Origin of the sequence: Streptomyces sp. NPDC058289 (assembly GCF_042880975.1) — a bacterium.
GTDB lineage: Bacteria > Actinomycetota > Actinomycetes > Streptomycetales > Streptomycetaceae > Streptomyces > Streptomyces stoeckheimensis.
This window is the reverse complement of sequence record NZ_JBHVYI010000142.1, coordinates 1-14723: the sequence shown is the minus strand read 5'-3', so window position 1 is coordinate 14723 and position 14723 is coordinate 1. Positions and strand designations below refer to the sequence as shown.

At 73.1% G+C, this 14723-nt stretch carries 10 protein-coding genes; 4 read left to right on the top strand and 6 right to left on the bottom strand.

The window, feature by feature from the left end; translation table 11 throughout:
* Window positions 1–67: 67 nt before the first annotated feature.
* From sucD to ACFVX6_RS38630, 5 genes are all read right to left on the bottom strand, one after another.
* Window positions 68–961 carry a succinate--CoA ligase subunit alpha gene (sucD, locus tag ACFVX6_RS38650; protein WP_389699273.1) on the bottom strand — a complete coding sequence of 298 codons (894 nt, stop codon included), beginning with the start codon at window positions 959–961 and terminating at the stop codon, window positions 68–70.
* A gap of 21 nt (window positions 962–982) precedes the next feature.
* Window positions 983–2176, bottom strand: a complete 1194-nt coding sequence (sucC, locus tag ACFVX6_RS38645; protein ID WP_389699272.1) for an ADP-forming succinate--CoA ligase subunit beta — start codon at window positions 2174–2176, stop codon at window positions 983–985.
* A 307-nt stretch (window positions 2177–2483) separates the two neighbouring features.
* Window positions 2484–3647 (bottom strand): VWA domain-containing protein, encoded by a 1164-nt coding sequence (locus tag ACFVX6_RS38640; protein ID WP_389699271.1) that lies wholly within the window; start codon window positions 3645–3647, stop codon window positions 2484–2486.
* Window positions 3648–4041: 394 nt separating this feature from the next.
* Complete coding sequence (locus ACFVX6_RS38635; RefSeq protein WP_389699270.1) at window positions 4042–6387, bottom strand: DUF5682 family protein; 2346 nt, start codon at window positions 6385–6387, stop codon at window positions 4042–4044.
* On the bottom strand, window positions 6384–7490 hold the full coding sequence (locus tag ACFVX6_RS38630) for an AAA family ATPase (RefSeq protein WP_389699269.1): 1107 nt from the start codon (window positions 7488–7490) through the stop codon (window positions 6384–6386). The genes ACFVX6_RS38635 and ACFVX6_RS38630 overlap by 4 nt, the downstream gene beginning before the upstream one ends.
* Before the next feature lie 134 nt (window positions 7491–7624).
* Here ACFVX6_RS38630 and ACFVX6_RS38625 point away from each other — a divergent pair, with 134 nt between their 5' ends.
* A complete protein-coding gene (locus ACFVX6_RS38625; RefSeq protein ID WP_389699268.1) occupies window positions 7625–9043 on the top strand; it encodes an SWIM zinc finger family protein in 1419 nt (472 codons plus the stop codon).
* A gap of 217 nt (window positions 9044–9260) precedes the next feature.
* Entirely contained in the window at window positions 9261–10883 is a 1623-nt protein-coding gene (locus ACFVX6_RS38620; protein ID WP_389699267.1) for a DUF5691 domain-containing protein, read from the top strand.
* A 560-nt stretch (window positions 10884–11443) separates the two neighbouring features.
* Here the strand turns inward: ACFVX6_RS38620 and ACFVX6_RS38615 are convergent.
* Window positions 11444–11851 carry a cobalamin B12-binding domain-containing protein gene (locus ACFVX6_RS38615; protein ID WP_266905332.1) on the bottom strand — a complete coding sequence of 136 codons (408 nt, stop codon included), beginning with the start codon at window positions 11849–11851 and terminating at the stop codon, window positions 11444–11446.
* A 185-nt stretch (window positions 11852–12036) separates the two neighbouring features.
* Between ACFVX6_RS38615 and ACFVX6_RS38610 the strand changes: the two genes are divergently transcribed.
* Both ACFVX6_RS38610 and ACFVX6_RS38605 read left to right on the top strand, forming a co-directional pair.
* On the top strand, window positions 12037–12798 hold the full coding sequence (locus tag ACFVX6_RS38610) for an esterase/lipase family protein (protein WP_389699266.1): 762 nt from the start codon (window positions 12037–12039) through the stop codon (window positions 12796–12798).
* A 185-nt stretch (window positions 12799–12983) separates the two neighbouring features.
* Window positions 12984–14645, top strand: coding sequence for a peptidoglycan DD-metalloendopeptidase family protein (locus ACFVX6_RS38605; RefSeq protein ID WP_389699265.1), 1662 nt, complete (start codon window positions 12984–12986; stop codon window positions 14643–14645).
* Window positions 14646–14723: the final 78 nt, after the last annotated feature.

Sequence of the window (14723 nt, the reverse complement as noted above, 5' to 3'; positions counted from 1 at the left end):
GCCCCTCACAGGGTGCGGGCCACGCCCGTCTGCACGTACAGCCGAAGGCTGCTGCTGCGGCTGCTGCTTACTGCGCCGCGGCGTTCAGGATCTCGCGCGCCAGCTTGGCGGTCTCGGTCGGCGTCTTGCCGACCTTCACGCCCGCGGCCTCCAGGGCTTCCTTCTTGGCCTGTGCGGTGCCAGAAGAACCGGAGACGATCGCACCGGCGTGACCCATGGTCTTGCCCTCGGGGGCGGTGAAGCCCGCGACGTAGCCGACGACCGGCTTGGTGACGTTCTTCGCGATGAAGTCCGCCGCACGCTCCTCGGCGTCGCCGCCGATCTCGCCGATCATGACGATCAGGTCGGTGTCGGGGTCCGCCTCGAACGCCTCGAGGGCGTCGATGTGCGTGGTGCCGATGACCGGGTCGCCACCGATGCCGACGGCGGAGGAGAAGCCGATGTCACGGAGCTCGTACATCATCTGGTAGGTCAGCGTGCCCGACTTGGACACGAGACCGATGCGGCCGGGCTTGGTGATGTCGCCCGGGATGATGCCGGCGTTGGACTGGCCGGGGGTGATCAGACCCGGGCAGTTCGGGCCGATGATCCGCGTCTTGTTGCCCTTGGCGGACGCGTACGACCAGAAGGCGGCGGAGTCGTGCACCGCAATGCCCTCGGTGATGACGACGGCCAGCGGGATCTCGGCGTCGATCGCCTCGACCACGGCGGACTTGGCGAACGCCGGCGGGACGAAGAGGACGGAGACGTTGGCGCCCGTCTTCTCCATCGCCTCGGCGACGGAGCCGAAGACCGGGACCTCGGTGCCGTCGAAGTCGACGGTGGTGCCGGCCTTGCGCGGGTTCACGCCGCCGACGATGTTGGTGCCGTCAGCCAGCATCAGCTTGGTGTGCTTCATGCCCGTGGCACCGGTCATGCCCTGGACGATGACCTTGCTGTCCTTGTTGAGGAAGATAGCCATGTGAGTCTGTGACCTCTGCCCTTACTTCGCAGCCGCGAGCTCGGCGGCCTTGTCGGCCGCGCCGTCCATGGTGTCCACGCGCTGAACCAGCGGGTGGTTGGCGTCCGAGAGGATCTTGCGACCCAGCTCGGCGTTGTTGCCGTCGAGGCGGACGACCAGCGGCTTGGTGACCGCCTCGCCCTTGTCCTCGAGCAGCTGCAGCGCCTGGACGATGCCGTTGGCGACCTCGTCACACGCGGTGATGCCACCGAAGACGTTGACGAAGACGGACTTGACGTCCGGGTCGCCGAGGATGATCTCGAGACCGTTGGCCATGACGGCGGCGGAGGCGCCACCGCCGATGTCCAGGAAGTTGGCGGGCTTGACCCCGCCGCCATTCACCGACGTGTACGCCTCGCCGGCGTACGCGACGACGTCGAGGGTGCTCATGACGAGACCCGCGCCGTTGCCGATGATGCCGACCTCGCCGTCGAGCTTCACGTAGTTGAGGTTCTTCGCCTTGGCGGCGGCCTCGAGCGGGTTCGCGGCAGCGTGGTCCACGAACTCCTCGTGACCCGGCTGGCGGAACTCGGCGTTCTCGTCGAGCGAGACCTTGCCGTCGAGCGCGATGACCGCACCGGAGGCGACCTTCGCGAGCGGGTTGACCTCGACGAGGAGCGCGTCCTCGGCGATGAAGGTCGCCCACAGGGTCACGAGGACCTCGGCGACCTGCTCGGCAACCTCGGCCGGGAACTTCGCCAGCGCGACGATCTCGCGGGCCTTCTCGATGGTCACGCCCTCGTTGGCGTTCACCGGGACCTTGGCGAGCTTCTCCGGGGTCTCCTCGGCGACCTGCTCGATGTCCATGCCGCCCGCGACCGAGGCCATGGCCAGGAAGGTGCGGTTGGTGCGGTCGAGGAGGTACGAGACGTAGTACTCCTCCAGGATCTCCGGAGCGGTCTCGGCGATCATCACCTTGTGGACCGTGTGGCCCTTGATGTCCATCCCGAGGATGTCCGTCGCCCGGGCGACGGCCTCGTCCGGGGTGGCGGCGAGCTTGACGCCGCCTGCCTTGCCTCGGCCGCCGACCTTCACCTGCGCCTTGACGACCGACTTGCCGCCCAGCCGCTCGGTGGCCGCTCGCGCTGCCTCAGGCGTGTCGATCACTTCACCGGCCAGCACCGGTACACCGTGCTTGGCGAAGAGGTCCCTCGCCTGGTACTCGAACAGGTCCACGCGCGTCCGTCCCTTGTCTTCAAAGATTCGCAGTGATTCGCGGTTGTCTGCTATCTGCGTGGGCGTGCCGCGGAGGGCAACGTGACGGCGCTGTCACAAGGAAGGCGCACACGGTGACCGTGGACGCGGCATGTCCGTCCCGCAGGTTATCCCCGTGGGACGTAGGTCCCTAAATCGCAGATCACACCTGAGCGGTGATACCTGTCACAGATCGCCTCACGGTTGAACTGCATCTTCGTGCGATCCACCGATGTACCACCGCCGCGAAGGCTCTCGCACGGGACTCCGCGCCGCGGTCCCCGCCCGGTCACGGGACGGGCAGCGGCCGCTTCTCCAGCGCCGCGGCCATCACCTCCGGGAACAGGTCGGGCGTGCAGGCGAAGGCCGGGGCGCCGAGTGCGGCGAGGGCCGCGGCGTGGTCCCGGTCGTAGGCGGGCGCACCCTCGTCGGACAGCGCGAGCAGCGCCACGAACTCCACCCCCGCCGCCTTCATGGCCGCGACCCGCTTCAGCATCTCGTCGCGGATGCCGCCCTCATAGAGATCACTGATGAGGACGACGACGGTGTCGGCGGGGCGGGTGATCTTCGACTGGCAGTAGGCGAGCGCACGGTTGATGTCGGTGCCGCCCCCGAGCTGGGTGCCGAAGAGCACGTCGACGGGATCGTCGAGCTGGTCGGTCAGGTCCACGACCGCGGTGTCGAAGACGACCAGCCGGGTCGCGATCGAACGCATCGAGGCCAGCACCGCCCCGAAGACGGAGGCGTAGACGACGGAGGCCGCCATCGAACCCGACTGGTCGATGCACAGCACGACCTCCTTCTTCACCGCCCGCGAGGCGCGGCCGTAGCCGACCAGTCGCTCGGGAACGACGGTCCGGTACTCGGGCAGATAGTTCTTCAGGTTCGCCCGGATGGTCCGATCCCAGTCGATGTCCGCGTGCCGCGGCCGGCTGATCCGCGCGGACCGGTCGAGCGCGCCCGTCAGCGTGGCCCGCGTCCGGCTCGCGAGCCGCTTCTCCACCTGCTCGACCACCTTGCGGACGACGGCGCGGGCCGTCTCCCGGGTGGTCTCGGGCATGGCCTTGTTGAGGGAGAGCAGGGTGCCGACGAGGTGCACGTCCGGCTCCACCGCCTCCAGCATCTCCGGCTCCAGCAGCAACGCGGACAGGCCGAGCCGCTGGATCGCGTCCCGCTGCATGACCTGCACCACGGAGGTGGGGAAGTACGTCCGGATGTCCCCGAGCCAGCGCGCCACATGGGGCGCGGACCCGCCGAGCCCGGCCGACCGCTCCCCCGCCCGCTTGCGTCCCCCGCCGCCGTCCCTCCCGTACAGGGCCCCCAGCGCGGCATCCATCCCGGCGTCCGCCCCGCTCAACGCCACCCCGGTCCCCTCCCCCTCTCCCCCGCCCAGCACCATCCGCCACCGCCGCAACCGCTCCGCGCCGCCACCACTCACTTCTGCACCAGCCATCTGTCCCACCCCTCGCTCTCGAAGCCATACGAAGCAACGCCGACCACCACCGGCTGCGCGGTGCGAAGTCCCCTACCCGCCCTTCGCCTGTTCCCCGGGCTGCGCCCGGACCCCGCGGCTCACACGCCGGCGAGGCTGAAACAGCGCCTCCGGCGAATATCCAGCCCCTCCGGCGTTTGAGGAGCGGGGGTCCGGGGGCCGGCCCCCGGCAACGGCGCCGCACCCGGCAAGGGTCCGGGGCGGAGCCCCAGGGCCCTTCAGCCCGTCCGACGTTTGAGGACCGGGTCCGGGCCGGCCCGGGGAACGGTGGAAGGGCGGGTAGGGGACTCCGCCCCGCGCAGCGGCCCACCGCAGCCCGCCCGCCGGCCCCCCGGGCCGCCCCGGGCGGCCCCGGTCACCCCGGCGCCCCCGCCAACAGCAGGCGGACCAGGTCCACCACCGCATCCGCCCGGTCGGGATCCAGCTCCGGACCGAAGCCGACCGGTGCCGCCCCGGCCCCCGGCACGGAGCCCCCCACCCGCCCCGGCCCCCGCCGCACCAGCTCCCCCAGGCTCCGCCGAACCCCCGCCTCGTACCCCCCGAAGGTCCTCCGCAGCAGCGGCAGCACGTCGACGAACGCCCGCTCCGGCACCGACACCAGCCAGTCGTCGATCAGCCCCAGCAGCCGCTCGTCGTGCACCAGCAGCGTGCCGCCCCCCGAGGCTCCGCCCGCGAACCCCTCGATCCAGCCCGCCGCGTCGGTCGGCGCGCACGCCGGGGACAGTGAGAGCCCCATCAGCCGCGCGGTCTCCTCGGGCGGCAGCCGCCCGTCGTCGAGCAGCAGCCGCGCAGCCCGCCCGCGTATCAGCCCGGGGACGGTGTCCCGCCCGGCCAGCGTGCGCAACACCGCCGCCCAGCGCTCCCGCAGGCCGTCGGAGTCCAGCGCCTCCAGCAGCCCGACGGCGCCGTGCACGCCGTCCACGTGCCCCCGCAGCTCCTCCGCCGCGTCGGCGTCCAGCCCCGCCGCGCAGGCGGGCGGCAGCGCCACGCATATCCGCTCCGCGAGCCCGGCCGCCACCGTCGCCAGCGCCGCCGCGTCGGTGCCCCGTACGTCCCCGTAGCGCAGCGAGCGGGCCAGCGCGGGCAGCGCCTTGGCCAGCCCCGCCACATCGGTGTCCAGCGCCGCCCGGTCGGCGAGGGCCCGCAGTACGGCGGGCAGCGCCCCGGAGAGCCCGGCCAGCAGGCACCGCTCCGCCAGGGCCGTGACCTCGCCCAGCTCCCCGGCGCCCGCCGCGTCGGCCTCGGCCCGGGCGGTGGCCGCCCCGAGGACGGTGGTCCCCCAGATGCCGGCTTCGGCCACCCGTACCGCGAGCTCCGGCTCCCAGCAGAGCCGCCAGGTCTCGCGGAAGGTGCCCGTGCTCCCCCGGGAGGCCGTCGGGACGCCCCAGTCGATGCCGAGCAGCCGCAGCCGGTGCAGCAGGAGGGACTTGGCCGCGTCGGTGTCCTTGCGCAGGTCGAGCTCCAGCTCCCGGTCCTGCGCCTCGGGCTTGAGGCGCAGCGAGCGCTGCTGCCGGGTCAGGTCGCGCTGGAGCGGTACGACGGGCGCCGCGTCGGGGACTTCGCCGAGCACGTCGCCGACGACGAGCCGGTCCTCGATCAGCGCGAGCGGTATGTCGGAGCCGTCGCACATCACCGCCCGGACCGCTTCCAGGGTCTCCGTCAGCCCCGGCTCCGGCCGGCCCCGCATCGCGGCCAGGGTGTCGGCGAGCCGGACCGCTTCGATGACGTGGGCCGGGGACACCTGCCTGTCCTCCTCGCGGAGCAGGCCCGCGATCTTGGTCAGCCAGCGCTCGACGGGCCGGTCCCGGGCCGCGAAGAGGTGTGCGTACCAGCCGGGCGAGGTGATGCCCGCGCCGTATCCTCCGGCCCGGGCGAGGCGCCGGTGGGTCCAGGGCACCCAGGTGGTCTCCACCTTGACCTTGGGCAGGCCCGTGAGGAGCGCCTTGTCGGCGGCCGCGGTGGTCTTCGCCCGCAGGGCCGGGACGTGCCAGGCCCCGCAGACCACGGCGTAGGCGTCGCCGAACTCCCGGCGCGCGGCCCGCATCCGCTGCCGCATGTACGCCTCGCGCACCAGGTCCCGGTGGTGGCCGCCCGCTCCGTACGCCTCGCGCAGGGCGCCCATGGCCTCCCCGAGGGCCTCGAACACGGCCAGCGGGTCGGCCGCCGGTCCGGACCCGCCGCGGTGCTCGACCACGTCCTCCCACCACCGCTCGGGGTCCTCGTACCCGGCGGTCTCGGCCAGCACGGCCAGCGGGTCCAGCCGTACGGACCCGGGCGCCGCTCCGCTCTCCTCCCGGCCCTCTCCCCCGTCACCGTCCCCGACCCCTCCCTCGGCCCCTTCCCCGCCCTCCGGCACGGCCAGCGAGTGCGCGGCCGGGAGGTCGATGAACCGGACCGGCACGTCCCGCTCCTGCGCCCACCGGATGGCGGTCCATTCCGGGGAGAAGTCGGCCAGCGGCCAGAACGCGGCTCGGCCGGGGTCGTCGGCCGCGTGTGCGAGCAGGGCGACGGGCGGCCGCATCCCCGGGTCCGCGGCCAGCGGGAGCAGGGCGTCCCCCTCCGGCGGTCCCTCGATCAGCACCGCCGCGGGCCGGGCCGCGTCCAGGGCGGCCCGCACCGCACGGGCCGAGCCGGGCCCGTGGTGCCGTACGCCCAGCAGCAGCGGACCGGCGGCGTCCTTGCCGGCCGTCCCCGGGCTCATACGGTCACCTCCCGGCAGGCCCGGTAGAAGTCCTTCCAGCCGTCGCGCTCGCGGACCACTGCCTCCAGGTACTCCTGCCAGACGACCTGGTCGGCGGCCGGGTCCCGGACGACGGCCCCGAGGATCCCCGCCGCCACGTCGGAGGGGCGCAGGACGCCGTCCCCGAAGTGGGCGGCCAGGGCGAGGCCGCCCGTGACCACCGAGATGGCCTCGGCGGTGGACAGGGTGCCGCTGGGCGACTTGACCTTCGTGCGCCCGTCCTCGGTGACTCCGCCGCGCAGCTCGCGGAAGACGGTGACCACGCGACGGATCTCCTCCAGGCCCTCCGGGGCGGCGGGCAGGTCCAGGGCGCGGCCCATCTGGTCGACGCGGCGGGCGACGATGTCGACCTCGGCGTCGGCGGAGGCGGGCAGCGGCAGGACGACGGTGTTGAAGCGTCGGCGCAGCGCGCTGGAGAGCTCGTTGACCCCGCGGTCGCGGTCGTTGGCGGTGGCGATGAGGTTGAAGCCGCGCACGGCCTGCACCTCCTGGCCGAGTTCCGGTATCGGGAGCGTCTTCTCGGACAGGACGGTGATGAGGGTGTCCTGCACGTCGGCGGGGATGCGGGTGAGCTCCTCGACGCGGGCGGTCATGCCCTCGGCCATGGCCCGCATGACCGGGCTCGGTACGAGCGCTTCGCGGCTGGGGCCGTGGGCGAGGAGGCGGGCGTAGTTCCAGCCGTAGCGGATGGCCTCCTCCGGGGTGCCCGCGGTGCCCTGGACGAGGAGGGTGGAGTCTCCGCTGACGGCGGCGGCGAGATGCTCGGACACCCAGGTCTTGGCGGTGCCGGGCACTCCGAGGAGCAGCAGCGCGCGGTCGGTGGCGAGGGTGGTGACGGCGACTTCGACGATCCGGCGCGGGCCGACGTACTTGGGTGTGATGACGGTGCCGTCTTCGAGCGTGCCGCCCTGCAGGTACGTGGCCACGGCCCACGGGGAGAGTTTCCAGCGGGCCGGGCGGGGCCGGTCGTCGGCGGCCGCCAGGGCTTTCAGTTCGTGGGCGAAGGCGTCTTCGGCGTGCGGTCGCAGCGCCTCTGCGGTGGTCTCGTTCCCGGTCGTGGCCATGGTCCCCCTCCAATGCTCCGCAGCCGCTTCCGACTGCTGCAACCACGATGCACCCGACCACTGACAACGGCCCCCGGGAGATGAGTCGTTGCAGGTCAGAGCGATTGTCAGTGGGGGTCTCTACGGTGGAACACATGACTGAGCAGGGGGTCCGCTGGACAGCGGAACAGGTACTGGCTCTGGCTCCTGACGACGCCTCACGCAAGGCGGGGGCCAAGCTCGGTGCGGCAGGGCCGTGGTCACAGACCGGAGGTTCCGCTTCCGGTGCGGTGTGGGGGTTGTGCAAGGGCAGCGGCAGCAAGCCGTACCGGACGGTCGTCGACCTGTCCGGGCCGGCGTACAAGTGCTCCTGCCCGAGCCGGAAGTTCCCGTGCAAGCACGCGCTGGGCCTGCTGCTGCTCTGGTCCGCGGAGGGGCTCGACGCCCCGGCCGGGGCTCCGGACTGGGCGGGCGAGTGGCTCGCGGAGCGGGCGGCGAAGGCCGCGCGACCCGCCGCGGACGGCTCCGGCCGGGCCGGGCCGGCGGACGCGGACGGAGCCCGCAAGCGGGCCGAGCGGCGGGCGGCCCGGATCGGCGCGGGCGTCACCGAGTTGGAACAGCGGCTCGCGGACCTGGTGCGCGGCGGCCTCGCCGGTCAGGAGCGGGCGGGATATGCGGCCTGGGAGGAGACCGCCGCCCGCATGGTCGACGCCCAGGCACCCGGACTGGCCGCGCGGGTGCGGGAGTTGGGGACGATACCCAGTTGCGGCGCCGCCTGGCCCGCCCGGATGCTTGAGGAGGCCGCGCTGCTGCACCTGCTGGACCGAGCCTGGCTGGGGGTTTCGGGACTGCCGGAGCCGCTGGCCGCGACGGTCCGCAGCCGTCTGGGACTGCAGCCCCGGACGGAAGGCGAGGCCGTACGGGACCACTGGATCGTGCTGGCCCAGTACGACACGGCGTCACCGGACGGCCGTCTCACCACCCGCCGGATATGGCTGCGCGGGCTGGCGAGCGGACGGCCGGCCCTGGTCCTGGACTTCGGCCCGCCCGGGCGACCGCCGGGGCTGGCCCTGCCCGTCGGCTTGGTGCTGGAGGCGGAAGCCCGCTTCCGGCCCGGCTCCGCAGGACTGCGGGCGGACCTCGGGGAGAGGTTCGCCCCGGCCGAACCGTGCCGGACCGCGCCGACCGGCGTGAGCACGGGCGCGGCACTCGAGGCGTACGGCGCGGCCCTGCGCGAGGACCCCTGGCTGGAGTCCTGGCCGGTGGTGCTCGGCCCGGTGGTGCCGATACCGGGAGGACAACAACGACAACAAGGACGACAGGAAGGAGCGCAGGGGGAAGGGCAAGGCGCACAACAGGGCCAAACGGCCTGGCAATTGGCGGACGCGGAGGGGATGTCCGCCCTGCCCGTGCCCCTGACCGGGGCCGGGAGCCGGCCCGGGACCGGGTTGTGGCAGCTGGCCGCGCTCTCGGGGGGCGGCCCGTTGACGGTGTTCGGCGAATGCGGACACCGCGGATTCACCCCGCTGACGGCCTGGCATCCGGACTCTTCGGAGCCGATGGTGCTGGGCTGAGCGGGCGGCAGGGCAAAGCGTCGGCGCGGGGGCGCCGACGTATTCGAGACGAGTGAGCCGGGGGGCTTTCGTGGACGACAACCACGCCAGTTGAGGCCGTAGGTGCGGCCGTGTGTGCCACAGGGAAATCGAGCTGCTCCGGTCCCGCGGAGGGGGCGGGACCGGAGCAGGGCACCTGCACACGGCACGACACGCGAAGGAAAGAGGGAGGGATCCGTTGAACACGACCACGAACACGACGACGGACACGACCACGGGCAGAACGGCGGGCGGATCGACGGGCGGGGCGACGGACCCGGCCTACGGGGACGCGGGCTGGGACGAGCTGGTGGCCGCCGCGCTGCTGGGTACCGAGCGGCGCCGGGGCAGCCCCGAGGCCCTGCTCGGGGCCGCGGCCGTGCAGACGGTACGGCGCCGGGCCGGGCTGAGACCCGCCGAGGCGGGCCCTCGGCCCGAGCCGGCGCCGCGCGACCCGCGTCCCGAGCCTCCGGAGCCGGCCCGGCGGCGGCTCGCGCAGCTGTTGGCGGGCCGCGCCGGTGCGGGCAGCGGCAGCGGGCGGCGGGGGGCCGCCCCGGACCTGACGGAGCTGCTGCCGCAGTGGCTGGCCGCCGCCGGACAGCACGGGTACCGGGCTCCGGCTTCGCTCGTGCCCGCGCTGCTGGACGTCGCCCGGGCCCGGAGCGACCTCAGACCACAGGCGCTGGCCCTGGCCGGGACGCGCGGGCTGTGGCTGGCCCGGCTCAATCCGGACTGGCGGTTCGCGCTGCGCGGGGGATCCGGGGGCGCCGGCGAACTGCCCGACGCGGAGGACTCTGCGGGGGTGGAGCGGCTGTGGCAGGAGGGGCTGTTCGCGGAGCGGGTAGCGCTGCTCGGTCTCGTACGGGCCCACGAGGCGGCCGCCGGGCCGCGGCTGCTGGAGACCACGTGGAGCACCGAGCGGGCCGAGGACCGGCTGATGTTCCTCGACTCCTTGCGGGTCGGGCTGTCGACGGGCGACGAGCCCTTCCTGGAGGCGGCGCTGGGCGACCGCAGCCGCAACGTCCGCGCGACCGCGGCCGAGCTGTTGTCCGCGCTGCCGACCTCGGCGCTGGCCGGGCGGATGGCGGAACGGGCCCTGGCCTGCGTCGGCCCGGAGGGGGTGGCGCCGCCGGCCGCATGCGATGCGGGGATGCTGCGCGACGGCGTGGTCAAACGGCCGCCGGCCGGTCGCGGAGAGCGGGCCTGGTGGCTGGGGCAGTTGGTGGAGTCCGCGCCGCTGTCGTGCTGGCGGGACCGGTTCGGGGGGCTCGGCCCGGCGGAGATCGTGGCGCTGCCGGTGGCCGAGGGCTGGGCGGAGGAACTGCACGCGGCCTGGTGCCGGGCCGCGGTGCGGCAGGGCGACCCCGCGTGGTCGCAGGCCCTGCTCGGCTCGGCCTCCGCACCGCCCGCGGCGGGCCCGGCGACGGCGTCGCTGGCTGAGCGGGCGAAGCTCCTGTCGACGCTCGGGGATGAGGAACGGGCGGCGTGGGTCGCAGAGTTCATACGTGCGCACGGGCTGTCGGAGGCGTTCCAACTGCTCGGGGTGTGCGTGGTGCCGTGGGCGGGGGCGCTGGGGAGAGCGGTGATCGAGGCGCTGGACTCCGCGCGGGAGGCGGGCGGCTACCCGTGGAGCTTCAGCGGGGTGATGGGGCTGGCGGAGCGGTGCCTTGATCCCGCGGAGGCGGGGCGGCTCGATGCGCTGGCGGCGGAGCCGGTGGAGGAGGGGGGTGCGGCGGCCTACTGGTCGGAAGCCTTCCAGCGCCTGGTCGCCACCCTGCGCCTACGCGCGGCGCTGCACGCGGAACTGACACCGCCCGCCTGACCACCAACGCGCCCCGAGTCGGTCCGCGTCCCGGCTGACGCCGTAGGGGTGCCCCTCGCCGCTACACGGGGCAAAGTCCCCTACCCGCCCTTCCACCGTTCCCAGGGCTCCGCCCTGACCCGGTCCTCAAACGCCGGACGGGCTGGAAGGGGGTACCGGGCTGCGCCCGGACCCCCTGGGGCTCCGCCCCCGCTCCCGGTCCTCAAACGCCGGACGGCTGAAAGATCCCCAACGCCGGACGGCTGAAAGGTCAAACCCCGGCGGGGCTGAAGTACCCGCCGACGGGGCTGGGGGCGGCCGGGTCGGGGACGGGGACGGGGTGGGGTGTCGGCCGGGACGTAAAGCGTGATTTGTGGCGCCAGAGCACGCCGCGCCCTGTCGAAGCAGGGCACAGGGCGCCTAAATCATGCAGTCCAGGCCGACACCCCACCCCGGCCCCGGCCCCGACCCACCCGCAGCCGGCGCACAGACCCGACCACACCCCAGCCCCGCCGGCGTTTGAGGCGCAGGGGTCCGGGGACCGGTCCCCGGCAACGGGGCAGGGCAGGGCAGGGCAACGGCTACACCGGCTGGCGAACGTGGGCGCGGACCCAGTCGACGATGGCCGTGGTCGTCGCGCCCGGGGTGAAGATCTCGGCCACGCCCTTCTCCTTCAGCGGAGCGATGTCCGCCTCCGGAATGATGCCGCCGCCGAACACCTTGATGTCCTCCGCATCGCGCTCCGCAAGGAGTTCCAGCACGCGCGCGAACAGCGTGTTGTGCGCGCCCGACAGGATCGACAGACCGATCGCGTCGGCGTCCTCCTGGATCGCCGTGTCGACGATCTGTTCGGGGGTCTGGTGGAGGCCGGTGTAGATGACCTCCATGCCCGCGTCCCGCAGGGCCCGCGCGATCACCTTGGCGCCTCGGTCGTGGCCGTCGAGGCCCGGCTTGGCCACCACCACACGGATCGGACCGGTCACACCCATCGCACTGCCTCCCGAGTGAACGAACGTTAAGTACAGCATTGCGCACACCCCCGTTTCGCGGTCAACCACGAGGGGGAAATCACACGTGGGATGGCGTACCACCGCTCCGCGCCGACAGCCGCACGGCACGGGGCGGTCGGACGCCCCGGTCCCGAGTCGCCAGGACCTACGGGGGGGGGCCGTCCATGGGGCTGACCATGTCCGGGGCCGCGCTGCGGGCCGGCGTACTGGAAGCGATCGTGCTCGGCGGGCACATCCTGCTGTATCCCACCGGAGTTCTGCCGGAGCGACCCGCCACCGCCACCCACGAGCGCCCGCCGGTACTGCTGCTCCACGGCTTCACCGACAACCGCTCCGTCTTCGTCCTGCTGCGCCGCGCCCTCGGGGCCGGCGGCCGGCGGCAGGTGGAGGCGCACAACTACTCTCCCTTCACCTGCGACCTGCGCGTCACCGCCCGGCATCTGGCCCGCCGCATCGAGGAGCTGTGCGAGCGCACGGGGCAGGACCGGGTGGACCTGGTGGGGCACAGCCTCGGCGGGCTGGTCGGGCGGTACTACGTCCAGCGCCTCGGCGGCGACGCGCGCGTCCGCACGCTCGTCACGCTCGGCACCCCGCATTCCGGCACCCGCGTGGCGCCCTTCATGGACGCACACCCCTTGGTCCGGCAGATGCGCCCGGATTCCGAGGTGCTCGCCGAACTGCGCGCGCCCGCGCCCGGCTGCCGGACCCGATGCGTGGCGTTCTGGAGCGAGTTCGACGAGCTGATGGACCCGACCGAGACGGCCCGTATCGAGCACCCGGACCTGCTCGCGGAAAACGTGCAGGTCACCGGCATCGGACACCTCGCCCTGCCCGCGCACCTCACCGTCATCGCGGCGGTCCGGCGCGCGCTCGACGGACCCAGGCCGATCGCCGTCCCGCACCCCGGTGCCGCTTCCGTCGCCTGACCGAGCCCCGCCGAGCCCTGCCGGAGCCTGACCGAGCCCCGCCGAGCCCTGCCGAGCGCCGCCGAGCCCGACCGAGGCGGCCACCCCTTGCGGCCTCGACCGCGGGAGCGAAAAGCGACCTTCAGTCGAACGCTTTTCGAACTCAAGGCCAAGGGTGAGTCTTCAGCCGACCGAAAGGCGGCCGAATGCCCGGTTCCGCCGAGCACAAAAGCCTCCGAAGATTGTCGTTGCGTGTAACCGCCGGGTACAGTCACGCCACTGCTCTCCTCCGAGGACCCCACGCTCCTCGGCCACCCAGGCCCCCCGCTGCCGAGGCGAAAGAGAAGTTGGTGAACGACCGCCCCTCGTCGGGCCAGTACCCCGATTTTGGGTATGACGGCCTTTCCACCACCACTTTCGCTGGCGATTCAGCGTTTACGTCCTATGAAACACAGGGTCAGGGCTACAACTACGGCGCCGCCTACGGTTCCTACGACACCGGCTCGTACGACACCACGGCATGGACCGCCCCCCAGAACACTTACGCGCAGCCCTCCGTAGACGGATACGCCGGCTACGACGGCTACCTTTCGACCGTCCCCACCCAGGGCGGCGTCTCCATGGACTACCAGTCCACCGCCTTCGGCTACGAGACCTCCGCCGAGCAGACCGGCCACTGGTCGGTCCCCGGCTACGGGACCGAGACCGGCGCCTACGACGCCACCGCCTGGAACACGGCCTCCGAGCAGACCTACGGGTACGGCGGTTACGAACAGCAGCAGCCGCAGCACGTCCCCGAGTCGGCGCAGGAGCAGGCCCACGAGCAGCAGTACGCCTACGGCTACGAGGCCTACGCCGCGACCTCGCCCGAGGGCGAGACGGCCTACACCGAGACCGCCGTCTTCGACTTCCTCCCCGCCGGTGCGGATGCCGACGACGCCCACGCGGACGTCGATTACGACGTCGACGTCGACATGAACGCCGACGCCCGGGTGCACGATCTCCCCACCCAGGCCATGCCGGTCACCCCTGCCGCGCCCACCGAGCCGCGCCCCTCGCGCCGCGCCGGCTCCAAGCCCGGCTCGAAGCCCGTCGCCAAGGCGAGTACCGCCAAGGCCGGTGCCGGCAACCGCCGTCGTACCCCGGCCAAGCGTTCCGCGCTGCTGACCGTGGCCGTTCCCTCGGCCTGTGTGATGGGTGTCGCGGGTGTCGCCGCCGCCTCCGTGGGCGGGCTCACCGGTACGGAGAAGCCGTCCGAGGAGACCACCACCCTGGCCGCGCCCGACCCGGCCTCCATCAAGCCGGTCGCCGCGAACAGCAAGCTCGACACGCAGCTCACCGCCCTCAGCGCCGACGCCGGCGACTTCGCGGACCGTGCGAGCCGCACCCAGGAGCGCATCGACCTGCGCCTGCGCCAGGACGAGGAAAAGAAGCAGAAGGCGGAGGAGGCCGCGGCCAAGGAAGCGGCCCGCCCCAAGTTCGCGCTCCCCGTCGCGCGGCACGGCCTCAGCGCCGGCTTCGGCCAGGCGGGCGTCAACTGGATGTCCGTGCACACCGGCATCGACTTCCCGGTGTCCTACGGGACTTCGGTCATGGCCGCCACCGACGGCACCGTGCGCAGCCAGTGGAACTCCGCCTACGGCAACATGGTGATACTCACCGCGCCCGATGGCACCGAGACCTGGTACTGCCACCTCAGCAGCGCCAAGATCCGCTCCGGCAAGGTCAAGGCCGGCGATGTGATCGCGTACTCCGGCAACTCCGGCAACTCCACCGGCCCGCACCTCCACTTCGAGGTACGGCCGGGCGGCGGCTCTCCGGTCGACCCGCAGGCATGGCTGCGCGCCAAGGGCCTGAACCCGAACTAGGACCCGGCACGAACGCGGAAGGGCCCCGGAACACCGGGCGGTGCTGGTGCAGATCTACTTCCGCGGACTCAGTGTGGG